Below are 23,797 nucleotides of genomic sequence, written 5' to 3'. Positions count from 1 at the left end.
CCTGCATAAATCTTTGATCAATTTAACGAATTAAATTTCACTATAACGTCGTTAAAAAATTTTTATTTAGAACAACTAGATACAAAAATTTTTGCCTAGTTCTAGCGTAATTTTCTTAACGTTAAATAGACCCCATATATAAGCAGATTGGTATAACATAGTAATACTTTGCTTATAATTTATAAACCCACTATTTAAAGCCATCCTTTTTGTTTAGCTATACGCGCAGCATCTATACGGTTAGTGGCGTTTAGCTTAGCAATAGCGTCTGATAAATAATTACGTGTGGTACCTTCACTTATAAATAACTGCTTGGCTATGTCGCTTGTTTTAAGGCCGTCGCTTGCAAGTTTAAGTGCTTTGCGTTCTTTATCTGTAAGCGGATCTGCGTCGTCTAATGCATTGATAGCAAGCTCTGGGTCTATCACTTTTTGTCCCTGCATTACTTTTTTAAGCGCATTTATTAGCTCTTCACTGGGTGCTTCTTTTAAAATAAAACCTTTAACGCCTGCCGTAAGCGCTCGCCTAATATAACCCGCACGAGAAAATGTGGTCATAATAACCATTTTTATAGCGGGGAACTTAGCGGCTATTTTTTCACTCAGCTCTATACCATTCATGGTTGGCATTTCTATATCGGTTAAAATTATATCGGGATGTAAATCACTATCAAGTGCTTCAATTGCATTAAGTGCATCTTGCCCGTTACTTGCTTGCCCAATAATCTCAATATTAAAATCGAGTCCTAACAATGCTGCTACTGCGTCGCGCACAAGCGCTTGATCTTCCACTAAATACACTCTGATCATTGTAAATCCTTAGCTGAAATTGGTAGCATTACATTTAAAGTAAAAATATCGCCACAGGTAAATGTTGCACTGCCATTGAGTTGCTCTGCTCGCTCTTTAATACCATTTAGGCCATTGCCCGAATTTAATGTGGAGCACGGTGCACGATCAATAACGGTAATGAGTAGCTGCTGCGCTGTTTGTTCTATATTTATTTCGCAATTTTTTGTGCTGCTATGACGTAGCAAATTGGTAACGGCTTCTTTAATTATAAGGCCTGCGATGCCCTCTACTTTAGCGGGTAGAGTATTTAAAACTACATTAAATGAAACGTTAAAGTCTTGCTCTATTAATCTTTGTTTTAACTGTGCTACTTGGCTAACAAGGTTAAGCTGTTTTAAATCACTAACGGCGCTTCTTACATCACTGAGTAACTGCCTTGCCAGATCGGCCACTTGTGCAATTTCGCTATTTGCTTGAGCGTAACGCTCGCCTTGGTTTAATTTATTGGCAAGCTCAGCTTTTAAAGCAATAGATGACAATGAGTGACCTAAAATATCGTGCAAGTCGCGGGCTATCCGTTCACGCTCAGCAATTGCTGCTAATTGCTCTAATTGGTTAGCGTTTTCTTGCTCACGTTTTTTGTACAGGCTCTCTCTTTTAGCTGCAATACCGTAACTAAATAAGGCTGCACATAAAATCAAAGCAACGGCTAAAAAGTATTGCACCTTCCCTATATCACCAATATATGCGCTTAATAAAACCATAGATATAATCGCGAGTGCAGCATAAACTCTTTGATGGTAGCTGTATGCATAGCCTGCTACGTACGCTGCAAAGCCAAATAAAGTAGGAGTACCTGTGGTGTAAAACGTGGCGCAAAAACAAATTAATAGCATGGCTACAAACAACTTGGTCACCCCTGCACTTTTACAGTTTATTGCTTTTACATATAGAAGAATAAAAGCAACATAAAAGGCTAAAGACATCGTTATTTGGTTAGCAGTAAAGCTCGCAAAATTAATTATTAGTGGGAGTAAATAAAAGCCTGTAAAAATTAAATGCCCATATTTCCAAAAACCTTTATCACTTTGTTGAGAAAAGGAGTTAAGCGAGCTCATACTAATACCTCAGGCATATTATTTTTACTTATAGGACTATTTTTATTAATAAATATAAATAACATAAAAATGCATGCCAGCATAAAGCAATCTGCGTACGTAATCGTAAAACTTAACGCCTCTAGCACTTCATTAATAGTTAAGCTGATTAAAATTAAAGAATTCATAATTATCCCCTGTTGAGTAAGGTAACTATGCCAGCGTACAAAAATAATAAGAGTGTGAAGTGTCATCAACTTTTATGACATTTGTCATGCGATAAAAAAATTCATCTTAAGAATTTTTAAGCAATGTTAATATGTTCAAAAAGTACAACAAGGAAACTAAATGCAGTCTCAGCAGCAAAGTTTAATTTATTTGCACATAGCGGTATTACTTTTTGGCGGAACCGCTTTATTTGCCAAGCTTATTGGTCTAAATGCTTTAGATATTACCGTTTACAGAACTGCTATTGCAGGAATGGCTATTTTAGCCATGCTGTATTTTCAAAAAAAACAGATTAAATTAAACAAGCCTAAAGACTACTTTATTGCATTATTTTTAGGTGTTGCGGTGGGTATTCACTGGGTAACCTATTTTGCTGGTATGCAAATGGCCGGTATAACAATTGGGATGTTGGCATTTTTTAGCTACCCCGTAATGACGGTACTTTTAGAGCCCTTATTTAATAAAAGCAGGCCAAAAGCAAAAGATATAATAAGTGCAGCGGTGGTTGTTTTAGGGATTTACCTGTTAGTCCCAAGTGCAAATTTAGGCGACGATGTAACCTTAGGTGTAATAACTGGTGTTATATCGGCATTGTTTTTTTCAATCAGAAACATTACCCATAAGCGCTACTTTAGCCAATATGGTGGCCCGCAAACTATGTTTTATCAAACCTTAGTGGCAAGCATTATGCTGTGCGCATTTATAGAAGTGCCGGTATATGAGGTTAGTCATCACGACCTAATTTTAATTGCCATAGCGGGTGTTATTTTTACAGCTACACCGCACTCGTTATTTGCAGCAAGTTTAAAGCATTTATCAGCGGCAACTGCGGGGTTAATTTCTTGCTTACAACCACTTTATGGCACCATACTGGCTATAGTAATTATTCATGAACGTCCTACTGTTATGACGTTAGTTGGTGGAGCACTTATTGTTAGTGCCGCTTGTTTTGAAACGTGGTCAATCACTAAAAAGGCTCGACAATGAAAGTATTTGCACACCGTGGTGCCAGTGGGGATTTTCCTGAAAACACCAAAAGCGCTATTTTAGAAGCGTTAAAAGTAGGTGTTGATGGTATTGAAGTAGATATTCAAAGTTCCATCGATGATTACATGTTAATACACGACTCATGGCTCGATAGAACCACCAGCGGTAAAGGTAGGGTGAGTAACTTTACGGCACATGAACTATCTAAACTTGATGCTGGAAATGGTGAAAAAATTCCCACTCTTCAACAGTTGTTTGATTGGAATAACAATAAATCTTTATTAAATATTGAGCTTAAACATACATTTGAACTAGAAAGGTTTGTGGCTCAACTTGAAGAAAATATTGAAGCTAACAAAATATCGAAAGCGAATATTTTAGTATCATCGTTTGATCATCATCAACTACAGTGGCTTAAAAGCAAGCTACCATGGCTTAAAATAGGCGCCCTTACTTCTTCTATTCCAATTAACTATGCAAAGTTTGCAAGTGATTTAAACGCTTATAGCGTACATGCAGATAAAACCTTTATAAATAAGGCTTTTGCCGATGATGCAAAAAAAAGAGGCTTAAAGATTTATGCTTATACGGTCGATAGAGAACAAGATATAGCGCTAATGCTTGAGTATGGCATAGACGGAATTTTTACAAATTACCCAGCGCGAACCAAAGCTTACTTGTTATCGTTACAAAAAAGCTAACTTACACCTCCCTAACTAAAATAAGAATCGTAGGGCTTAAGCATAATGAGTAGTTTTATGAAAATTTATAACTATATAGAGCAAACATTCTTTTTTACGTTAACGCGTAAAATAATCGGTAATTTAAGTTTTGTATTATTGTTCCAAGCAATTACGTTATTTTGGCTGCATCAGAGTTTAAGCGAACAACAGCAAAGTACAGGGCTATTTTGGCTGCTTACGCTTGTTATTATATCTGGTTTTATTTTTACTCTTTTTTATATGCGTTTTTTAATTGTTCGCCCTGTTACTGCTATGCGCGATACTTTGATAAAAATAAACCAACAAGATGCAAATTTAGCAGCAAAACTTCCCCACTTTTCGTATGACGAATTTAAAGATTTAAGTTCACAATATAATATATTTACTGCCCATTTAAGTGAGTTACTCAGCACAACATATAACAGTGCTCAAGCTAGTGCACACAGTAATATACAAGTCACTGAATCGATGAAAAATACTGAGCAATCAAGTGAGCAACAAATACAGTTAAGCCACAGTATTATTAATGCCAGTATGCAAATAACCCAAAGCTTACAAAACATAGTAAATAATACAGATAGCGTGCATAACGTTAATAATGAACACCTTAACTTTGTAAAACTATCTGCATCAGAGCTCACTGCTTTAGTTAAGCAGGTTAAACTTATTACTAATATGCTAGGTAGCTTTTCAAATACAATTGCGGGACTGAAAGAGAACAGTGAAAACATTCGTAGTATTTTAAAAATGGTTGAAGAGTTTTCTGATCAAACTAATTTGTTAGCCCTTAACGCCGCAATAGAAGCAGCTAGAGCGGGTGAAGCTGGCAGAGGGTTTGCCGTAGTTGCAGACGAAGTACGCACACTTTCAATAAAGGTCAGTGGCGCAACTAGGCAAATAAGCGACTTTATTACTCAAATGAATGAGCTAGTAAATGAAACAAATAAAGAGTCAGAGCAATTAATGACTCACTCCAATAACGCACAAAGCTCAATTAGTGCAACCTCCGAGGGTTTTACAAAAATGCTTAGTGAGTTTGAGCACAACCAACAGCAACTACAACAAATAGCCAGTGCTGTGCATATGCTTGAGGGCACTCAAACTAATACTCACCAATCGGTAGAGCAAATAGTAGCTTTAGGTGAGCAAGCTAAACAGCAAATAGATACGGCATTAGCCGATAGCGAGCAATCTCAACAGTTAAGCTTACAAACCCAACAACAGTTAAAGCGCTTCGTGCGCTAAGAAGCGTTTTCGGGCTCGGAGAAATATGGTAAATTACGCAGCTATTAATTTAAGTGTGTGAAGTGTGTGAGCAACCCTACCCCAAACTATGAAAAATTAGCCCTGCAAATAAAAACCTGGGGGCAAGAGCTTGGTTTTAGCGAAGTAGGTATTACTGATATTGACCTATCTAAGCACGAAGCCCAATTGCAACGCTGGCTTGATGCTGGCTACCACGGCTCGATGGATTATATGGCTGCTCACGGCATGAAACGCGCTCGCCCTGCTGAATTAGTACCTGGTACACAGCGTGTTATATCCGTAAAAATGAATTATCTTCCTCCCGATGCTGGCTTTGCAAAAACCTTAAAAAATAAAGAAAAAGCATACATAAGTCGTTATGCACTGGGTCGTGATTACCATAAATTAATGCGTAATCGTTTAAAAAAACTTGGCCAAAAAATAGAGCAAGAAATTGGCGAATATGGCTTTAGGCCATTTGTAGATTCAGCCCCGGTACTTGAGCGTCAACTTGCCGAAAAAGCCGGTTTAGGGTGGCGTGGTAAGCATTCGTTATTAATTAATCAAGAAGCAGGATCGTGGTTTTTTTTAGGCGAACTATTTATTGATTTACCTCTACCAATAGATGCAGAGAACACGTTTGAAGGCTGCGGAAAATGTGTTGCTTGTATTACTCTTTGCCCAACAGGTGCAATTGTAGAGCCTTACGTTGTTGATGCACGTAAATGCATATCGTACTTAACGATAGAACACCAAGGCCCCATACCCGAACAATACCGAACTTTATTAGGCAACCGTATCTATGGTTGTGATGATTGCCAGTTGGTATGCCCTTGGAATCGTTATGGACAAATAACGGATGAAAATGATTTTCATCCTCGTACTCAATTAAAAAATAAAGATTTACTTGAGCTATTTGCTTGGGATGAGCCTACATTTTTAAAAAATACCGAAGGCAGCCCTATTCGCCGCATAGGTCACGAACGTTGGTTACGTAATATAGCGGTCGGTTTAGGTAATGCAGAGTTTAGCCCGGCTATTATTCATGCTTTACAAGATAAAAGCCAAATATCCAGCGAGCTTGTTTTAGAACATATTGAATGGGCGCTTGCTCAACAAAACGATAAACAACGATTACAAATTCGTAAAACGGCTAGGTTAATCAGAATCGTAGAAAAAGGCTTACCCAGAGATGCATAATGCAGTTGGAGTAAGCCTTAAAGTAACATTATTTAATTAAATATATTTAGCTCTTTAAAAGCAATGACAGGTCTTGCTCAATTTCAGCAAAAGCTGCTTTTACCTGTTTAACAGACTCCTCTCTGGCCACTGAGTTTTGGATAGTTTCATCTACTTTTTTATAAATAAACACCTCCTGATCTTCATCTAATCCCATTGATGGGATACGTTCTTCGAGCTCTTCTTGTAACTGTTTAAACACTTTTTCGTTGTTTTGACGGTTGTCATTCAATAAGCTAATTAAGCCATGAAACTTACTGTGAACTGTACTTGCTACGGCATTAAGTTTTGCCTGTTGTGATTCAAGCATTTTCTTAGTCATGATGGCGCGTAGTTGCTGCTCGGTAACACTGACAATAAAACATACGTGGTCGCGTATACGCCCGTGTTTATCTGGATCGTGATCAGGCATATTTAAAATAAGTAAGCTAATCAATTCATAGTTAACTAAAATTCGATGCGAAAATTCATGTAAACGCCCTTTGTTTTTAAGCATTTCAAATAGCTCCACCACAATAGGTGAACACACGCCGCTTAATGCAAAGTGACTAATTTCATCGTTCTCTCTAAACTCAACATTACTTTGCAAATCAAAAGATTGTAGGCAATCTATAAGCGCTTTACCTAGCTCTTGAGGGTCGTTAATAAAGCCTATGTTTTCAACGTAGTTAACTATCTGCCCCATTTCACTGCTGTTAGCCATGGCATTAAATGCAGTTGATGTAGCATCTTCAACTTGCTTTTCAAGGCTTTGTTTTTCAACAAGTACTTGGTTTAAATTTTTAAGCTTTGACTTAAGTTCATCATGGCCAAAGGGTTTTACAATATAGTCTTCTGCACCAACCGAGTAGCCTTCCATACGCTCTTCAACTGTGCCACGAGCAGACACAAACATAACAATAATGTGTGCTGTATTTGGGTTTGCTTTAAGTGCCTTACATACTTCATAGCCGTTCATTTGCGGCATACTTACGTCGAGCAATATAACCTGAGGCATATAGCCTTCAACCATGTTTAAACACTCAGGACCACTTGTTGCTACTTGTAATTCAAAATCAAGATCCTCTAAAATCTCCTCAATAATTTCAAGGTTAAAGGGTTCGTCATCAACGGCAAGTATTTTAGTTAAGGCCATAATTTATCATCCATTCAAATTCTCAAAAAAAGTTACTTGGTATGCTAACTAGCAATTAATTACTGTGTTGTATTAATTGATCTTCAGCCAAATGATCATCTAGATTTATTTCTAATGGCACCTGTATAGATATAGTTGCACCACCATTTTCGTTGTTACGTGCAGTGATCTCACCTTGATGTAAAGACACAAACTCTCTACACAATGCAAGGCCCAATCCGGTACCACCGGCACCGCTATTTGTTTTGCTGCTTTGTACAAACTTAGTAAAAATATGTTCCAGCTCATCTTCTGGTATACCGACCCCATTATCGGTAACCTCTATGGTAGCAAATCGACTATCTGACTCTAAATTTATCTGTATTTTACTTTTTGGTTCACTAAATTTGAGTGCATTACCTAATACGTTTCGAAGTAACTGGTTTATTTGCTCTTCATCACACTGCGAAATTACAGGTAGCGGCTGCGCGGTGAATACAACCTCAATTTCTTTTTCCATTGCCGTACCAGATACATCATCAATACTTGTTTTTATAATGTTCGCTAAATTATATGGACGAGGATTAAATGGAAACTTACCCACATCAAGCTTAGATAGGTCGAGTAAATTATTTAGTAACGACAGTAAACGCTCACCACTACTCTCTATTCGCGATAGGTATTTAATTAGTTTCTCTTTTGCAAAATCTCCAGTTTCTAATTTGCTTAAACCAAAACGCGAAAAGCTTAAAATAGAGTGCATTGGTGTGCGAAGTTCATGCGACATGTTTGCTAAAAACTCTGATTTACTTAAGTTTGCAGCTTCAGCAATATTTTTTGCATGTTCAAGCTGTGAAGTACGCGCTCTTACTTGCTCTTCAAGGATATCTTTTGCTTCAAGTAGTAAATCTTCTTTTTGCTTAAGGTGGGTTACATTTTTAAATATTACGGCAAGTGCTATTTCACCATGGTGATCTATCTCATTAAAAGATCCCACTAACGGTATATAGCCCCCTGCAGTTTTAGATAAACGTAAGTCGCAGCTAAATTGGCGATTGCTGTTTAGTGTCGAAATTTTATCTTTAATGCCTAACGTTGAATCATCATCTAAAAAGCTAAATACTGATTTACCTTCTAGTTCGTTAAACGGTAAGTTAAATAGTTTTAAACAAGCATCATTAGCTTCTATCACTCTACCGCATTTCTCAAACAACATAATTGCATCAGGCGTATGCTTATAAATAACCTGAAGTAGGCTGTCTTTTTCAATCAGGGCATCAACCGTATCTTGTAGCCTTTCGACAAGTTCTGCGTTATGGCGTTTTAATAACTCTGTTTGCCACAGTTTATGTATTGATTGTAATAATGAGCTGTCGTTCAATGGCTTAATAAGTACGTCTTCTACACCTTGACGAATAGCTTCAATCATTGAAACTTGATCGGGACGTGAGGTAAATAATAAGCAACGGCAATGTGGTTGCATTATTTTTAAGTTTGAAAAAATTTCTAAACCGGTTCCGTCATCTAAAACAAAATCACTTATCAGTATATCGATTTTCTTTTCTTTCGTAATTTCTAAAGCTTCTGCAGAGGTGGTTGCTGTATGGGTCTCGATATGAGCACCAATCAAGCTGCTTTTCATTTTTTCGAGGCGCTCAGGAACATGATCGACGAGTAAAATAGCGGGTAATTGCAAAATATGATTAGAGCCTAATTCTAGTAGGCTCTCTAAAAGAGAAGTAATTTCTTTATTAGAAAAAAATGGGTAGATCACGGTTGCGTCAGGCGCAACATGATTTAGCTCACTAAACGCAGTTAGTTGCTCACCACTTTGTGCTTTTGGAGCAAGCAGCATAAAACGCTCTTGCGCTACTTGGCTAACAAGCGGTTTTATAGAATCAACAGGCACACCATGGGCAACAACAACTAAGTCGTAGTCGCCTATATTGGTATACATGTCTAGCATGCTGAAATGAATTAATTCGACTTCACATCCTATTAATTCTAAAAGCACTTTCACACGCATTGCGATGACACTGCTACTATCAACAATTAATATTTTTCGAATCATCAAGCTACACTTCAAATTAATAAACTTAATATGATAATAGCGTAGACTATTTTTATTTAATTGGCATAAACCCTTCGTCTTATTTTGTAAAAAAATATTACAACATTATGAAAAATAATTTATTCCAGATGTTTTCCAAAAATAGTAAGGCTATACGCCTTATCATCCATTATGGCAACGCTTGGCAACTCACCCCATATTGCAAAATCAAAATGCTTAAACAATTTAACACTCGGTAAGTTATGACTAAAAATAAAGCCGAGTAATACTTTAATATTTAATTGCTTAGCTTGTGTTTGAGCAAATATCATTAGCTTTTTACCAAGCCCTTTACCTTGCGCTTTACTGGTAATGTAAATGCTCATTTCTACTGTGCCGTCGTAAGCTGGGCGCCCATAAAACGATTTATAACTTACCCAAGCAAGTACTTGGTTATTTTCGCAGTAAACGTAAATAGGCCTTTTATCGTTGTGGCTATTAAACCAGTCACGCTTTTCGTCAACGCTCACTTCTTGCGTATCTGCAGTTACCATTCGCCCTGCAATAGTTTCGTTGTAAATGGCTACAATTTCATTAAGATCATTAATAGTTGCTAAACGGATTGTCATAGGTCATTAGAGGGTTGATCAATTTGTTCCATATTAGCGTATGATTATCCAATCAAACAATCGTAAAGTTTAGGTAATGTAATGCTTAAAATAATTATAATAGGTTTAACGGCTTTACTTATTAATGCTCCCCTTCAAGCTCAAACACCATCAATCATAAATAAAACCTCTACACAGGACTGCCAAGATTTTACCAATGTAGATATACGAAAGCTTCGCTCAAAAGAATCTATTAACTTGTGCCAATTTAAAAATAAACCTTTGTTAATAGTAAACACGGCAAGTAATTGTGGTTTTACATATCAATTTAAAGGCCTTGAAGCGCTATATCAACAATACAAAGAGCAAGGTTTAGTCGTATTAGGGTTCCCCTCTGATGACTTTTTTCAAGAAGAAGACAATGAAAAAGAAACAGCAAAAGTATGCTTTGTAAATTATGGTGTAACTTTTCCCATGTTTGCCACCAGCAAAGTTCGTGGTAGCGAAGCAAATCCAATTTTTAAATATTTGAATGAGCAAACTAGCTCTCCAAATTGGAACTTTTATAAATACTTAGTGTCTGCTGATCGTAAAAAAGTTTTACGGTTTAACAGCAAAGTGGCACCTAATTCAGAGCAAATGATTACTGCAATTGAAACTGCGTTTTCTGATAAATAAGTTTATACTGGTACAATTAGTTGAAACTAACTAGAATGACATTTCAATTCGGTTAAAAAAACACCACACTATACTCGGGAGATTTTATGACAGTAGCAAGCGCACGACATATACTTGTAGACAGTGAAGCACAATGCTTAGACTTAAAAACAAAAATTGAGCAAGGCGAAGACTTTGCTGAACTAGCAAAAGCACATTCTAATTGTCCTTCAGGTCAGGATGGCGGTGCTCTTGGTGAGTTTGGCCCTGGTATGATGGTTCCAGAGTTTGATAAAGTTGTGTTTTCTGCGCCAATTAATCAAGTACAAGGCCCTGTGCAAACTCAATTTGGTTATCATTTACTTGAAGTTACTAGCCGTTCAGAATAAATTTAACTGTACTGTAAGTAACATTTGATAAAAGCCGCTTATGCGGCTTTTTTATGGAGTAATTATGCAATTAATTGGTTCTGTACCTTCACCTTACGTGCGCCGCATTAGAATTTGGGCACAACAAAACAGCTGCAAACTAGAGCTTGTAAGTCTCGATATATTTTCTGAGCAAGATCGCCCTACTATGGCTAGTAAAAATCCAGCTCGAAAAATCCCAATCCTGGTAGATGGCGACTTAACACTTAGTGACTCTAATTCTATATTACGTTATTTACTTGAAAAAACAGGTCAGCCAAAACTAACGTGGCCTCAAGAGCACTTACTTACGACTATAAATGCCTGTAACGATTCGTTAGTAGAAATGGTGTTATGTAAACGTTCTGGATTTGACACCAAAAGCGATAAATTATTTTTTAATCTGCAAAACGAACGTATTGAACAAACATTAAGCTTTTTAAATACCCATTTAAGCGATGAAGAATTTAAAAGCTGTGAATACCTCAACATCAGTTTATACTGCCTGCTTGATTGGATTTGCTTTCGCGAATTAGCTGACTTTAGTCAGCATTCAGCGCTTGTTGCTTTTCATAAGCAATATGACGAGCGCCAAGCAGCAATAGACACCAATCCTCGTCACTAATTTAAAAGGGTAAACACATGAGCGATATCGAAATTGAATCACAACTAGTTAACTTCGTAGAAAAAGTACGTGTTAGCGAAGTAATTTGGGCACTTGGTGCAGAAGATAATGGCTTTGTAGTGTGCGATTCTAACCAATTTGACGAAACTGACGTACTACTGCTTTGGGAAAGTGAAGCAGCAGCTAAAGCACAGTGTAAAGAAGAGTGGAAAGATTACAGCCCAGTAGAAATCAACCTTGATGAATTTTTAGATGCATGGGTTGAAGACTTAAATGAAGATAACGCACTTGTTGGTATCAATTGGAATGACGACCAAGTATGTGCAGAAATTGAACCTACAGGTTTAGCTCGCGCATTGAGTGAATAATACTTTATACGCTTTACTCTAAAAGCGGATAAAACCCGACTAGCATCTACTGCTAGTTGGGTATAAAATAAAACACATCATTATTTTCAAGGTATTACGTTGAAAACCCATCTTGGTCGCCGGCCCTTTTCAGCCATGGAACTGCACACTCTTTATAATGGATATATATACGGTGATTTTAAAGTTGCACGAGAGCAACCAAAACACTGGCATTTTTGGCTCCCTTTAATTGCATATTATAGTGGTGCTTATAGCGATGAGATTGGTTATTTAACGCTTGATGATCTGTCCCTTGAAAAAAACGTCTTATGCTTTAATTTTCATACCCACGGTAAAATAAAGCCTCGCTTAGTTCCTGTACATCAAGCACTTATAAATGCTGGATTTAATGAATATATAACGTTCATCAAATCGCAAAACCAACACCGATTAATGTTCGACTTACCCGCTAAAACTGGCAGGTACAGTGAAAAAGTCCGCATTTGGTTTTCAGGCGAAGGTGAGCGAGCCGGTTATCTGCAAAAATGTGATATACCAAACGTAGATCAACTCGGTATGAAAACAGCAATAAGCAGTCTTCGTCTTAACTTTGAGCAACAAGTGCGTATATACGCCCTACAAGCTAACTCTAAAGACGCCTTTAATTACTTGATGGGTTTTAACGAGTATCCACACGATGTGTTTAGCGATACCCACTTATTAAATACCGTTGTCCAACAAATACGTATTATTAACTCACACCTGCATTGGCAGCGTTTTATAACGCGCGAAAGCCACTGACAAACTTTGTTACTATTTCCCCTTAAAGTCACCGTTATAATCAATTACTCTATTTAAAAAAACTGTTAGGATATCTAACCCCCTAATTATATGAGCATAAAAAAGCCTATTTAGGGTAGTTTCTAACAACAACAATCTAGGGATCACTATGTTTCTTAAAAGCCTCTTAACAGTGAGCGTTGCTTTGGCAATGGGTGCTGCAAACGCTAACGAATTCGTTATTGAAAAACTCGCAAAACCAAGTTCACAACAGGTGTCGTTAACACTCGACCCGAGCCAAGATACATTCACAGGGATGACTGAGATTTCCCTAGAAGTACTAAAATCAACAAAATACATTGAGTTAAATGGCGTAGCTTACGCTGTTAAAATGGCGCAACTGCTTGGTGATGAAAACTGTGATTTAAACAATGAAATGCTTAAAACAGGTAAAGTGAAATTTAGCTGTGATGAGCAAATTCAACCAGGTAAATACACACTTAAAGTTGATTTTTCAGCGCCATATAACCGTCAAAGTGTTGGTTTATACAAAACATTAGACCAAGGCACTCCTTACTTATTTACTCAATTTGAAATGAGTGATGCACGCCGTGCATTTCCTGTTTTTGACGAGCCAAGTTACAAAATTCCATTTCAGTTAACGATTACTGCGCCTACATCACAAAAAGTATATTCAAATACGCCAGAGTTAAAAACAACAGTTAATGGCGATATGACCACACACTTTTTTGATAAAACACCGCCAATCCCTTCATACCTAGTAGCGATGGCTGTTGGCCCGTTTGAAGAATTAGAAATTAAAGGCATGCCAATTCCTGGTCGTGTAATTACCCCACAAGGTAAAATTCACTTAGCCCAATACGCAAAAGAAAATATGCCAAAAGTACTGGGCGCACTTGAAGCGTATTTTGGTATCCCTTACGTTTACAAAAAATTAGACTCAGTAGCGGTACCAGAGTTTCCATTTGGCGCAATGGAAAACTCAGGCCTAGTGACCTACAGAGAAGATATTTTATTGGTTGATTTAGCTGCCGCAACACGCAGTAAAAAACAACGTAATGTATCAATTATTGCTCACGAACTTGCTCACCAATGGTACGGTAACTTAGTAACCATGAAATGGTGGAACGACTTATGGTTAAACGAAGCGTTTGCTAGCTGGATGGCTGCAAAAATTACTAAGCAGCTTAACCCTGAGTTTGAATCGCACTTAGACCTGCCACAAAACAACGTAATGGCACTTGATGCACGCCTAAGCACCAAGCCTATTCGTAAGCCAATTAAAACCGAAGCTGACATTATGGACGGTTTAGGTCTTGCTTACAGTAAAGGCAGCTCAGTACTTGCTATGGTTGAAAACTGGATTGGCGAAGATGCATTTCAAAAAGGTATTCAAAGCTACTTAAAAGAGTTTTCATATAAAAACGCAGAAGCGGCCGACCTATGGGAAGCACTTGGTAAAGCATCAAATCAAGACGTAGCGAGTGTTTTAAAATCGTTTATTGAACAGTCTTCTTTCCCACTAGTTAAAGTAACTCAACAAGGTAGCAAAGTAACTATTTCACAAAGCCGCTTTGTAAATGCAGGCGTTGATGCGCCAGAGCAGTTATGGAATGTACCGGTTGCAATTAAATATGGTGCTGGCGATAAAGTAAAAACAGCAAATGTATTACTTAATAAACAAAGCCAAACGCTAGACTTAGACTTTGAGCCAGAATGGATTTATCCTGACCAAGGTGCACTAGGCTACTACCGCTGGGTAATGGATGACGCACAATTTAGCGCACTTGTTAAAAAGGCGCCAAGCGTACTGAGTGACCGTGAACGCTTAGCGTTGTTATCGGCTACTGATGCACTACTTGACGCTGGTGTTATATCTGCTGCTAAGTTAATGCAAACACTTGAAGTGTTCGTAAGCGATAGCCACCCTCGCGTAGCAAATACAGCGCTAGGTTACTTAGTATCGCAACAACGTACTTTTAAAGACGATAGCAATAAAGACCTATGGCCTGAATTTATTCGTAATGCAGTAACGCCTGCAGCTAAAAAATATGGTTTAGAAGCTAAAGCGGGAGAAGACGGAGCTATTGCACAACTTCGTGCGGCCGTGGTATCACGCTTAGGTTTTGATGGTGAAGATCAAAACGTCATTAATAAAGCGAAAGAACAAACACAAGTTTATTTAAATGATCCACAAAAAGTAGACCCTTACTTAGCGGGTACGTACTTAACTCTTGCTGCTTTTCATGGTGACAAAGCGCTGCTTGATCAATTCATGACAACGTTTAAAACAACGAAAGATCCACAAGTACGCACTAACATGCTTGCTGCAATGGGCTTTTTTGGTAAACCTGAATTACAAAAAGCGGTATTAGCTTATAGCTTAACGGATGAAGTAACTGCCTCTGACATGCGTACTATTTTGTCAGGTCAAAGTTATACAGATGAGCGCCAAGCGTTATTTATTGACTGGGTTTACAGTAACTACGATAAAGTAACAGCAAGCTTACCGCCTTTCTTTATTCCTAACTTACCGTACTTTACAACGGCGAGTTGTAATGCAGAAAGCTTAGCTAAAACAAAGACCTTTTTTAACGAAAAAGTAGCTGATGTAGCCGGTTACGCTCGTACATTAAGTAAGCTTGAAGAAAGTACAAACGATTGTATCGCGCTTAAAACACGTGAACTAGAATCGGTTAATAGCTTCTTAAAAAGTAAGTAACCCTTAGGTTTATTAAGCTATAAAAACACAAAAGCCGCTGAATATAAATTCAGCGGCTTTTTACGTTTATATTTTTGCTTTATTAATTACCAATAATCATCGTTAGCTTAGCAATAAAGTCTTTTGCTGCTTGCTCAGAGTTTATTTTAAATGCCACACCGTAGTGAATAGGCTGAGCACTTTTAAAAATACGTGTAGGAAAGCGTGTCATCTCGCTGCTATGAAAGTAGCCTTGCGCACGCGTTACGCCATCAATATCACTAAAGTCATCGCTAAACACCTCAAATGCTGGGCGAATTACTATTTTACCCTTACCGCTTTCGCTGTGGGTATAAAATGCTTCTTTAGAGTTTACTAACATGTACTCTGCAATATTTTTAATCTTAAAATTACTTCTACACTGTAATTTAATGAGCTGTTCTGTCAGCTCGTCTGCACTATAAGCCACGTGTAATCCCTATTAGTTAATTTGCGTATTAGATTAACGCATACACACAATAAAATCTGAATTTATTTGTCTGCTTTACTGCGTTATATCACATACAAAAGCGAGTTTTTCATTGTTGTAACTCATTCTTGTTATATTTGTTTCGCAGTAGGTGCTTAAATTAAGCCATTGCGATACTTCATCACTTCCATCAAGTTTACGCTGATAAACGCGGTTTTTAATAGCATAAGCGATAGTTGCATCATCTTTCAAAATAAAATCTTGAACTTGAGCAGGTAACCTTAGTAGGTCTTCAACTTGTTTATCCTGTGGATTAAAACTCGCTAAAATATGTTGCTCGTTTTTAGTGTAACTAAATAAAAATGCAGCTGTAGAGTTGTTATAAATAAGCGTTCGGCCAATATTACTGGCAGCTATTTTCCCCTTCGCTTGTGCAACAGAAGTATATTGAAGAGTATGAGGCTTTCCTAAAATAAACATTACTAAATCATTTTGAACACCCCATGCATGGTACCCAACAGGTTCAATCCAATCAAAAATACGACTTGGCGCATCTTCGCTTTTGAGTGGGTATTGCCACAGTTTTTGCTTACCATCTGCCTCTACAACAATCGCTGATACTGCATCACCACTTGGCATAACCGTTGGTGAATATTCGCTTACGGGAGAGTTACTGATATTAATAACTTTTTTTGATGTTAAATCATAATAAGCAATATCGGTTTGGCTTTGCTCACCTGCAATCACCTCATGAGTAAAGTATAAACCTGTACTTGTTAAGTACGGTTGGTTGTTATAACTGTTTTTATCACTCACTATACTAACTTGTACCCCGAAAGGTGTATTTAAATCAGCAAGTAATACTTGGCTTTTTGGCATGCTAGCCTGCGCCATAATTGGGCTAAGCGCTGCTATAGAAAAGACCCCAAGTAATGGTTTAATAAGTTTCATGCTTTCTCTCGTTTTAATTTTAAGCACCTCATGATAACGTTATTTGCTGATGGCGTCACTTGAGCTAAGTCAGTCAACTCTTAAGATACCCAAACGGCTTAAAATAATGTTAAGTTTAGTCTGGTTATAAAACCTGGTCCTAAAAAAGAGAATTAACATGTCAGCTAAAAATCCTATTATTGCGATTACGGGTTCGTCTGGTGCGGGTACAACCACCACAACCAATGCAATTAAACATATTTTCCGTAGCCTTAATATTGAAGCGGCTTTTATCGAAGGAGATAGCTTTCATCGTTACACTCGCCCTGAAATGGATAAAAAAGTACGTGAAGCACAACAAGAAAATAAACACATTAGTTACTTTGGCCGAGAAGCAAATGACTTTGGTGCTTTAGAAGCGTTGTTTGAAAACTATAGTGAAACAGGCCAAGGTAAGTTACGCCGATACTTACACACCTTTGATGAAGCCGTTCCATACAATCAATTACCGGGTACATTTACTCCTTGGCAAGACCTTGATAGTAATACTGATATTTTGTTTTATGAAGGGTTACACGGTGGTGTAGTTGATCAAGATGTAGACGTAGCAAAGCATGTCGATTTATTAATAGGCATGGTTCCAATTATTAACCTTGAGTGGATTCAAAAATTAATACGCGATACATCCGAACGAGGCCATTCTCGCGAAGCGGTTATGGGCTCTATTGTGCGCAGTATGGATGACTATATAAATCATATTACCCCGCAGTTTTCTCGTACCCATATTAATTTTCAACGCGTGCCTACTGTTGATACATCAAACCCATTTAGCGCAAAAGACATTCCATCGCTTGATGAAAGCTTTGTTGTTATCCGCTTTAGGGGAATTGAAGATGTTGATTTTCCTTATTATTTGCGCATGATTGAAGGCAGTTTTATGTCTCGTATTAATACGCTTGTAGTACCAGGCGGCAAAATGGGCTTGGCTATGGAGCTTGTGCTTACCCCATTAATTAAAGATATTATTTTGAAAAAGCGTGCACTGGAAAACCTAGCACCACTCGATTTACCTATTTAATATTAAGTTAGTCGTATAGCTCTTTTTTGTTAAAGCTAACTCACGTACACTGCTGATTTTGCTCAAGGTGAGATCAGCATGCCACAACAATTAAAAATTATTGTCGGTTCTAAAAATCCTGTAAAAATAAATGCCGCTAAACATATTTTTACTATGTATTTTCCAGAATGTATCATTGACTGTGAAGGTGTGAATGCTCTCTCAGGCGTGCCTGATCAACCTATTGGTGAAGACGAAACCCGAATTGGCGCTCAAAATCGAGTAAATTACTGTAAAACTCACCATCAGGCTGACTATTATGTAGCCATGGAGGGCGGTGCAGAGCAATTTAGCTATGGGCCTGCAACATTTGCTTATGTTGTTATTGATAATGCCTTAAATCAAGTTGTAGGGCGTAGCAGCAACCTTCCTCTACCCCAAGTACTTTATAATGCATTACTTAAAGGTGAAGAACTTGGCGATGTAATGGACAAAGCATTTAATACCACCAACGTTAAACAAAAAGGTGGCGCTATTGGTCTACTTACCAACAATCATGCCACGCGCGAAAGTACCTATACACAAGCACTCACTTTAGCTATGGCGCCTTTTTTACACCCTGAGCTATACGGCCAAACAAATTAATTTAGGAAGTTTAATGAAGTACAACTATGTATTGTTTGATGCAGACGAAACCTTATTTAGGTTTGATATTTTAGCGGGCATGACTCGCATGTTTAAAGCTTACAACGTAGATTTTAGCCAAGACGATTATATTCATTATCAAAAAACCAATAAGCAGCTGTGGGTTGATTATCAAAATGGCACTATTAGCGCAGATTACTTACAAGTAACACGCTTTAATGAGTGGGCTTCAAAACTTAATGTGCCAGCAAAAGAGCTAAACGATGCTTTTTTAGATTCTATGGCGCAAATTTGCGAGCCATTACCTGGTGCTATTGAGCTTTTAAATAAACTTAAGCCAAATGCTAGATTAGGTATTATTACTAACGGATTTGCCCGCTTACAAACCGTACGCCTTGAGCATACTGGCTTAAAAGATATGTTTGAATGGTTAGTTATATCTGAACTTGTAGGTATAGCAAAACCGAATAAAGCGATTTTCGAGCACACATTTGAGCTAATGGGTAACCCAGATAAAAGCGAGATACTTATGGTGGGTGATACTGCTGCAAGTGACATACTTGGCGGCAACAATGCAGGTATTGATACTTGCTGGTTACAACACCCTGGTGAGCAATTAGCCGACGGAATAAAGCCAACCTATACCGTAGCTAGTTTAAATCAGTTACAAGCTCTTTTGGAGTTATAATAAAGTATAGAGCTATTAAATTTCACGCAAAAAAATGACGCTAATTAGCGTCATTTTTTATAACTGTTTTTCGAGCTGCTCTTTTACTGCTTTTAGGCTGGAGCTAACTCAAGACCGGGTGCAGGCATCGTCACAGGCGTTTCAAATGTTGCCCACTCCCATGCTGACTCTGTAGCCATAATTTTACGAAGTAATTTATTATTTAAATCATGACCCGATTTAAATGCAGTTACTTTACCTAAAAGGTTATGGCCTGTCATAAACATGTCACCAACACAGTCTAATATCTTGTGCTTAACAAACTCGTCGCTATAACGCAAACCGTTAGGATTTAAAACTTTGAACTCATCAAGTACCACAGCACTATCCATGCTACCACCTAGCGCTAGGTTGTTTGCATGCATGTATTCAATATCTTTCATAAATCCAAAAGTACGCGCACGGCTAATTTCTTCAATAAAGCTTTGCGTTGTTATATCCAACCCAATACGTTGGCGACTTTCATTGATAGCTGGGTGGTTAAATGCAATCTCAAAGTCGATATGAAAACCATCATATGGTTCAACTTCAGCCCACTTATCACCTTCTTCAATGCGTACTTTTTCTTTAATACGGATAAAGCGTTTAGCAACGTTTTGCTCTTCAATTCCGCCTTTTTGTAACAGATATATGAATGGTAATGCACTACCATCCATAATCGGCACTTCTGAGCTATCTAATTCTACAATTAGATTATCAATTCCCATTGCAGCAACAGCTGCAATAAGATGCTCAGTAGTCGATAAGCGAACACCATCTTTGTTAATTAAACAGGTACACAACTGCGTATCACCAACGGCTTCAGGTGTTGTTTCAAAATCAACAACCGGATCAAGGTCGACACGACGAAATACAATCCCAGTATTTGCGCTCGCAGGTCGGAGAGTTATTGTGACCTTCTCACCTTTATGAAGTCCAATTCCTATGGCTTTGACTACTTCTGCAATCGTACGCTGTTTAATCATAGGTATGCTCACTTTTAAATCAGTTACAGTTATATGGCGTATTTTAACATAAATCCTTTTGCCTTTCAATATTTGTACATATTTCAAACAAAAGTATTATTAAATGTTAATCAGCCTGCTTACGTAAAAAAGCGGGGATATCAAAATAATCACCACCTTCTGATTTATCCGCTTTTTTACTGTTTTGTGCTGAAGAGCTTGATGCACTGCTTGAACTAGTTGTAGGCGCTTTTTCTTTGCTTTGCGTTTGCGCTTTAGCAGTGTTTTCTTCAGTGTTTGTATCTTGGCTTGCAAAGCTTGGTACGTACATACTGCTCGTTTGGTTTGATGTGCTTGCAACATCAGAACCTGATGCTTTTTTAAAGCCGTTATCAACGATACCAAACTGTGGACGACGATCGCCGCCTAAGCCAGTTGCAACAACCGTTACACGTAGCTCATCAGTCATTTCTGGGTCGATTACCGCACCAACAACAACCGTTGCGTTTTCTGACGCAAGTGCTTTAACGTGATTACCAACAATTTCAAATTCTTCAATCGCAATGTCCATACCTGCGGTGATATTAACTAAGATACCTTTAGCACCTGTTAAATCAACGTCTTCTAGTAGTGGGCTTGAGATAGCCGCTTCTGCTGCTTCTTGTGCACGATCAGGGCCTGACGCAGACGCTGTTCCCATCATTGCAGTACCCATTGCAGACATTACAGTTCTAACATCGGCGAAATCCACGTTAATTAAACCAGAACGTGTAATTAGCTCTGCTATACCTTGTACCGCACCAAATAATACGTCATTAGCTTTAGCGAAGGCATCTAGAAGTGTAGTCCCTTTTCCTAAAACTTTAAGCAATTTATTGTTCGGAATTGTAATAAGTGAATCTACAATTTCTGACAATTCGTTAATGCCTTGTTCAGCGGCTGCTGCACGTTTTTTACCTTCAAAATCAAAAGGACGTGTTACAACTGCAACGGTTAAAATACCGAGTTCTTTAGCAATTTTAGCAACTACCGGTGCTGCACCAGTACCTGTACCGCCGCCCATACCGGCTGCAATAAATACCATATCGGCGCCTTCAAGGCTGGCACGAATTGTATCTGCATCTTCTTCAGCCGACTTACGGCCTACTTCAGGGTTTGCGCCCGCACCCAACCCAGAGGTTATTTGCGTGCCTAGCTGAACTGTAATATCGGCAGCAGAGTTACGTAATGCTTGCGCATCCGTATTAGCGGCTATAAAACGCACGCCTTCTATTTGTTGTTTAACCATGTGCTCAACAGCGTTACCGCCACCACCGCCCACGCCGATTACTTTTATTACAGCTTCTTCGCTGTGTTGTTCCATTATATCAAACATGTTTACTCTCCGACTTGAGTCTTAAAACTCGCCTTGGAACCATTTAGTAATGCGGTTCCACCAATTATTGTTATCCTCTGCTTTCGACTTTTGTGCATTCATCGATTGCATGGTACGCCCGTATTGTAACAAACCAACAGCGGTTGCGTACGAAGGATCATCTACGTAGTCTGTCAAACCAACCATCCCGATTGGTTTGCCTATCCTTACTGGCATTTGGAAGATGTCTTCTGCCACTTCCATCGCGCCAGTCATTTTAGCAGTTCCGCCTGTTATAACGAGACCTGCCGCAATTTGGTCTTCTAAGCCTGAACGACGAATTTCTTCCATCGCAAGCTCAAATAATTCTCTAAAACGAGGCTCTACCACCTCAGATAATGTATGGCGCGACATCAGTCTTGCTGGTCGTCCGCCTACACTAGGTACTTCAATCGTGTCTTCACTACTAGCCATTTGACTACTAGCACATGCGTATTGTACTTTGAGTGACTCTGCATGTGATATAGGTGTACGAAATATTTTTGCAATATCACCAGTAACTTGGTTACCAGCCACAGGTATAACGGCAGAGTGACGAAGCGCACCATTAATATAAATGGTGATATCCATAGTACCGCCGCCAATATCAAGTACTGCAACACCAAGCTCTTTTTCATCTGGCGTAAGCACTGAATAACATGATGCCAACGCAGTAAAGATAAGCTGATCAACTTCAAGACCACAGCGCTCTACGCATTTCTCGATATTTTTTGCCATATCGTTTGAGCACGTAATAATGTGTGCACGCGCTTCCATACGAACACCACTCATGCCCAATGGGTTTTTAATGCCCTCTTGCATGTCGATACTGTATTCTTGCGGCAATGCATGCAGCATTTTACGCTCTGCCGAAATAGGCACAGAACGCGCAATATGAATTACATTTTCAATGTCTTCTTCAGTGACTTCAGTGTTATTAATTGCCACCACGCCACTTTCGTTTTGACATTGTATATGCTTGCCAGAAATACCCAAATACACAGAGCTAATACGACAATCAGCCATTAACTCGGCTTCGTCTATTGCTCGGCGAATAGACTCAGACACTAAGTTTAAATCGTTAACGCCGCCTTTATCCATACCATGAGATACTTGGCTGCCCACACCAACAATGCTGAGCTTGTTATCTGCGGTGATTTCACCTACCGTGGCAACCACTTTCGAGGTGCCAACGTCTAACCCTATTACTAGGTTTCTTTCTGCTGACTTAGTCATGCCTTACTCTTATTTTGTAATTGTTCTTCTTGCACTGGCTTAAAGCTGACTGCAAGGCCGGTATCATACCGTAAATCTATTGTATCTACTTGTGCATCTGCACGTTGTTCCATTCGTGGATAAACGTCTATAAAACGTTGTACACGCTTGGCTTTATCTTTACGTCCTAAATTTAAACGTATTCCGTTATCTAACCATAGTTGCCACGAAAAGCGCTCCGACAATGCCAAACTTGTTAACGTTAAGCCGTTAACTTTTAGCATTTCATCAAATTGCTTAAAAGCAATCCACGCTTCTTCTTCGCTGCCTTCTGGGCCGTATAACTGCGGTAAGTCATCATCTAACTTATCGCTGCTGGCTTGAAATGCTTGACCACTTTGGTTGAGCAATAAGTCGCTATTCCAATGTGCTACTACTTCATGTTCAACAACATATACTTGTATAGTATCAGGCCATTGTTTACGCACCGAAGCGGTAGCAACCCAGGGTAAGTCTTGAACTAGCTGCTGCACATGCTTAACATCAAGTTCAAAAAAACTACTTAAATCGGCTTTTTTAATCGCTTTTATAATTGCCGTTTCATCTGTGTATTTAGGCTGCCCTTGCACTGTAAGGTGCTTAATTTGAGCATCTTTGTTTTCAACTAACCAATCCGATACACCTGTCGTAATTTGCACTAAGCCAATTACAACTATCAGAAAAAAGCTCACACCAAAAATCAGAGACCAATTAAGTTTCAGTTTGATTTCCTGAGCTTTTTCTAAAAGGGGATGCATA

Annotated in this window: 24 protein-coding genes; 13 read left to right on the top strand and 11 right to left on the bottom strand. The window is 38.4% G+C overall.

The window, feature by feature from the left end:
• Positions 1–194: 194 nt before the first annotated feature.
• Positions 195–809 (bottom strand): DNA-binding response regulator, encoded by a 615-nt coding sequence (locus tag I6F66_RS04245; protein WP_058154167.1) that lies wholly within the window; start codon positions 807–809, stop codon positions 195–197.
• Entirely contained in the window at positions 806–1,909 is a 1,104-nt protein-coding gene (locus I6F66_RS04240) for a sensor histidine kinase (protein ID WP_197208812.1), read from the bottom strand. Before I6F66_RS04240 ends, I6F66_RS04245 begins: the two co-directional genes overlap by 4 nt.
• 327 nt (positions 1,910–2,236) lie before the next feature.
• On the opposite strand from I6F66_RS04240, the gene I6F66_RS04235 reads away from it, so the two are divergent.
• The 4 genes from I6F66_RS04235 (at position 2,237) to queG (ending at position 6,270) form a co-directional block, all read left to right on the top strand.
• A complete protein-coding gene (locus I6F66_RS04235; RefSeq protein WP_197208811.1) occupies positions 2,237–3,103 on the top strand; it encodes a DMT family transporter in 867 nt (288 codons plus the stop codon).
• Positions 3,100–3,804, top strand: coding sequence for a glycerophosphodiester phosphodiesterase family protein (locus I6F66_RS04230; protein ID WP_165740593.1), 705 nt, complete (start codon positions 3,100–3,102; stop codon positions 3,802–3,804). Before I6F66_RS04235 ends, I6F66_RS04230 begins: the two co-directional genes overlap by 4 nt.
• 45 nt (positions 3,805–3,849) lie before the next feature.
• Positions 3,850–5,070, top strand: a complete 1,221-nt coding sequence (locus I6F66_RS04225; protein WP_197208810.1) for a methyl-accepting chemotaxis protein — start codon at positions 3,850–3,852, stop codon at positions 5,068–5,070.
• A gap of 66 nt (positions 5,071–5,136) precedes the next feature.
• Positions 5,137–6,270, top strand: coding sequence for a tRNA epoxyqueuosine(34) reductase QueG (queG, locus tag I6F66_RS04220; RefSeq protein WP_197139821.1), 1,134 nt, complete (start codon positions 5,137–5,139; stop codon positions 6,268–6,270).
• A gap of 46 nt (positions 6,271–6,316) precedes the next feature.
• On the opposite strand, the gene I6F66_RS04215 is transcribed toward queG, so the two are convergent.
• The 3 genes from I6F66_RS04215 to I6F66_RS04205 form a co-directional block, all read right to left on the bottom strand.
• Complete coding sequence (locus tag I6F66_RS04215) at positions 6,317–7,444, bottom strand: PleD family two-component system response regulator (protein ID WP_165727670.1); 1,128 nt, start codon at positions 7,442–7,444, stop codon at positions 6,317–6,319.
• A gap of 55 nt (positions 7,445–7,499) precedes the next feature.
• Positions 7,500–9,494: an ATP-binding protein gene (locus tag I6F66_RS04210; protein WP_197208809.1), complete on the bottom strand. Its 1,995-nt coding sequence runs from the start codon at positions 9,492–9,494 to the stop codon at positions 7,500–7,502.
• A 119-nt stretch (positions 9,495–9,613) separates the two neighbouring features.
• On the bottom strand, positions 9,614–10,102 hold the full coding sequence (locus I6F66_RS04205) for a GNAT family N-acetyltransferase (protein ID WP_007579917.1): 489 nt from the start codon (positions 10,100–10,102) through the stop codon (positions 9,614–9,616).
• Between the two features lie 81 nt (positions 10,103–10,183).
• On the opposite strand from I6F66_RS04205, the gene I6F66_RS04200 reads away from it, so the two are divergent.
• The 6 genes from I6F66_RS04200 (at position 10,184) to I6F66_RS04175 (ending at position 15,640) form a co-directional block, all read left to right on the top strand.
• Positions 10,184–10,759 carry a glutathione peroxidase gene (locus I6F66_RS04200; protein ID WP_197208808.1) on the top strand — a complete coding sequence of 192 codons (576 nt, stop codon included), beginning with the start codon at positions 10,184–10,186 and terminating at the stop codon, positions 10,757–10,759.
• Between the two features lie 86 nt (positions 10,760–10,845).
• Positions 10,846–11,127, top strand: coding sequence for a peptidylprolyl isomerase (locus tag I6F66_RS04195; protein ID WP_002958009.1), 282 nt, complete (start codon positions 10,846–10,848; stop codon positions 11,125–11,127).
• Between the two features lie 64 nt (positions 11,128–11,191).
• Positions 11,192–11,770, top strand: coding sequence for a glutathione S-transferase family protein (locus I6F66_RS04190; RefSeq protein ID WP_007579913.1), 579 nt, complete (start codon positions 11,192–11,194; stop codon positions 11,768–11,770).
• Positions 11,771–11,787: 17 nt separating this feature from the next.
• Positions 11,788–12,138 (top strand): DUF2750 domain-containing protein, encoded by a 351-nt coding sequence (locus I6F66_RS04185; RefSeq protein ID WP_007579911.1) that lies wholly within the window; start codon positions 11,788–11,790, stop codon positions 12,136–12,138.
• Between the two features lie 99 nt (positions 12,139–12,237).
• Entirely contained in the window at positions 12,238–12,918 is a 681-nt protein-coding gene (locus tag I6F66_RS04180) for a hypothetical protein (protein ID WP_024590219.1), read from the top strand.
• A 148-nt stretch (positions 12,919–13,066) separates the two neighbouring features.
• Positions 13,067–15,640, top strand: coding sequence for a M1 family metallopeptidase (locus I6F66_RS04175; RefSeq protein WP_197208807.1), 2,574 nt, complete (start codon positions 13,067–13,069; stop codon positions 15,638–15,640).
• Between the two features lie 82 nt (positions 15,641–15,722).
• Here the strand turns inward: I6F66_RS04175 and I6F66_RS04170 are convergent, their stop codons facing one another.
• Both I6F66_RS04170 and I6F66_RS04165 read right to left on the bottom strand, forming a co-directional pair.
• Positions 15,723–16,088, bottom strand: a complete 366-nt coding sequence (locus I6F66_RS04170; protein ID WP_007579906.1) for a hypothetical protein — start codon at positions 16,086–16,088, stop codon at positions 15,723–15,725.
• A gap of 75 nt (positions 16,089–16,163) precedes the next feature.
• Positions 16,164–17,039 (bottom strand): hypothetical protein, encoded by an 876-nt coding sequence (locus I6F66_RS04165; protein WP_197118616.1) that lies wholly within the window; start codon positions 17,037–17,039, stop codon positions 16,164–16,166.
• Positions 17,040–17,196: 157 nt separating this feature from the next.
• On the opposite strand from I6F66_RS04165, the gene I6F66_RS04160 reads away from it, so the two are divergent.
• The 3 genes from I6F66_RS04160 (at position 17,197) to yjjG (ending at position 19,408) form a co-directional block, all read left to right on the top strand.
• On the top strand, positions 17,197–18,096 hold the full coding sequence (locus I6F66_RS04160) for a phosphoribulokinase (protein WP_165739829.1): 900 nt from the start codon (positions 17,197–17,199) through the stop codon (positions 18,094–18,096).
• A 78-nt stretch (positions 18,097–18,174) separates the two neighbouring features.
• A complete protein-coding gene (gene yjjX / locus I6F66_RS04155) occupies positions 18,175–18,720 on the top strand; it encodes an inosine/xanthosine triphosphatase (protein ID WP_165739827.1) in 546 nt (181 codons plus the stop codon).
• Between the two features lie 13 nt (positions 18,721–18,733).
• A complete protein-coding gene (yjjG, locus tag I6F66_RS04150; RefSeq protein WP_010554302.1) occupies positions 18,734–19,408 on the top strand; it encodes a pyrimidine 5'-nucleotidase in 675 nt (224 codons plus the stop codon).
• Between the two features lie 92 nt (positions 19,409–19,500).
• Here the strand turns inward: yjjG and lpxC are convergent, their stop codons facing one another.
• The 4 genes from lpxC to I6F66_RS04130 form a co-directional block, all read right to left on the bottom strand.
• Positions 19,501–20,412, bottom strand: coding sequence for a UDP-3-O-acyl-N-acetylglucosamine deacetylase (gene lpxC, locus I6F66_RS04145; protein WP_007582940.1), 912 nt, complete (start codon positions 20,410–20,412; stop codon positions 19,501–19,503).
• Positions 20,413–20,518: 106 nt separating this feature from the next.
• Complete coding sequence (gene ftsZ / locus I6F66_RS04140; protein ID WP_007582938.1) at positions 20,519–21,766, bottom strand: cell division protein FtsZ; 1,248 nt, start codon at positions 21,764–21,766, stop codon at positions 20,519–20,521.
• Between the two features lie 21 nt (positions 21,767–21,787).
• A complete protein-coding gene (gene ftsA / locus I6F66_RS04135; RefSeq protein ID WP_197118615.1) occupies positions 21,788–23,020 on the bottom strand; it encodes a cell division protein FtsA in 1,233 nt (410 codons plus the stop codon).
• Positions 23,017–23,796, bottom strand: coding sequence for a cell division protein FtsQ/DivIB (locus I6F66_RS04130; RefSeq protein ID WP_007582934.1), 780 nt, complete (start codon positions 23,794–23,796; stop codon positions 23,017–23,019). The genes ftsA and I6F66_RS04130 overlap by 4 nt, the downstream gene beginning before the upstream one ends.
• Position 23,797: the final 1 nt, after the last annotated feature.

It is taken from the genome of Pseudoalteromonas sp. NZS100_1 (genome assembly GCF_015864285.1).
In the GTDB taxonomy this organism is placed as follows: Bacteria; Pseudomonadota; Gammaproteobacteria; order Enterobacterales; family Alteromonadaceae; genus Pseudoalteromonas; species Pseudoalteromonas arctica.
Note: the sequence above shows the minus strand (reverse complement) of the source record. Positions and strands in the feature narration are given on the sequence as shown.

Bases quoted from the DNA above. Each gene is read 5' to 3' on its own strand.
- lpxC (WP_007582940.1), bottom strand. From the start codon at position 20,412: ATGATTAAACAGCGTACGATTGCAGAAGTAGTCAAAGCCATAGGAATT.
- I6F66_RS04185 (WP_007579911.1), top strand. From the start codon at position 11,788: ATGAGCGATATCGAAATTGAATCACAACTAGTTAACTTCGTAGAAAAA.
- I6F66_RS04195 (WP_002958009.1), top strand. From the start codon at position 10,846: ATGACAGTAGCAAGCGCACGACATATACTTGTAGACAGTGAAGCACAA.
- I6F66_RS04130 (WP_007582934.1), bottom strand. From the start codon at position 23,796: ATGCATCCCCTTTTAGAAAAAGCTCAGGAAATCAAACTGAAACTTAAT.
- yjjX (WP_165739827.1), top strand. From the start codon at position 18,175: ATGCCACAACAATTAAAAATTATTGTCGGTTCTAAAAATCCTGTAAAA.
- I6F66_RS04210 (WP_197208809.1), bottom strand. From the start codon at position 9,494: ATGATTCGAAAAATATTAATTGTTGATAGTAGCAGTGTCATCGCAATG.
- I6F66_RS04205 (WP_007579917.1), bottom strand. From the start codon at position 10,102: ATGACAATCCGTTTAGCAACTATTAATGATCTTAATGAAATTGTAGCC.
- I6F66_RS04230 (WP_165740593.1), top strand. From the start codon at position 3,100: ATGAAAGTATTTGCACACCGTGGTGCCAGTGGGGATTTTCCTGAAAAC.
- I6F66_RS04165 (WP_197118616.1), bottom strand. From the start codon at position 17,039: ATGAAACTTATTAAACCATTACTTGGGGTCTTTTCTATAGCAGCGCTT.
- I6F66_RS04235 (WP_197208811.1), top strand. From the start codon at position 2,237: ATGCAGTCTCAGCAGCAAAGTTTAATTTATTTGCACATAGCGGTATTA.
- ftsA (WP_197118615.1), bottom strand. From the start codon at position 23,020: ATGACTAAGTCAGCAGAAAGAAACCTAGTAATAGGGTTAGACGTTGGC.
- yjjG (WP_010554302.1), top strand. From the start codon at position 18,734: ATGAAGTACAACTATGTATTGTTTGATGCAGACGAAACCTTATTTAGG.
- ftsZ (WP_007582938.1), bottom strand. From the start codon at position 21,766: ATGTTTGATATAATGGAACAACACAGCGAAGAAGCTGTAATAAAAGTA.
- I6F66_RS04240 (WP_197208812.1), bottom strand. From the start codon at position 1,909: ATGAGCTCGCTTAACTCCTTTTCTCAACAAAGTGATAAAGGTTTTTGG.
- I6F66_RS04190 (WP_007579913.1), top strand. From the start codon at position 11,192: ATGCAATTAATTGGTTCTGTACCTTCACCTTACGTGCGCCGCATTAGA.
- I6F66_RS04160 (WP_165739829.1), top strand. From the start codon at position 17,197: ATGTCAGCTAAAAATCCTATTATTGCGATTACGGGTTCGTCTGGTGCG.
- I6F66_RS04215 (WP_165727670.1), bottom strand. From the start codon at position 7,444: ATGGCCTTAACTAAAATACTTGCCGTTGATGACGAACCCTTTAACCTT.
- I6F66_RS04225 (WP_197208810.1), top strand. From the start codon at position 3,850: ATGAGTAGTTTTATGAAAATTTATAACTATATAGAGCAAACATTCTTT.
- I6F66_RS04245 (WP_058154167.1), bottom strand. From the start codon at position 809: ATGATCAGAGTGTATTTAGTGGAAGATCAAGCGCTTGTGCGCGACGCA.
- I6F66_RS04200 (WP_197208808.1), top strand. From the start codon at position 10,184: ATGCTTAAAATAATTATAATAGGTTTAACGGCTTTACTTATTAATGCT.
- I6F66_RS04175 (WP_197208807.1), top strand. From the start codon at position 13,067: ATGTTTCTTAAAAGCCTCTTAACAGTGAGCGTTGCTTTGGCAATGGGT.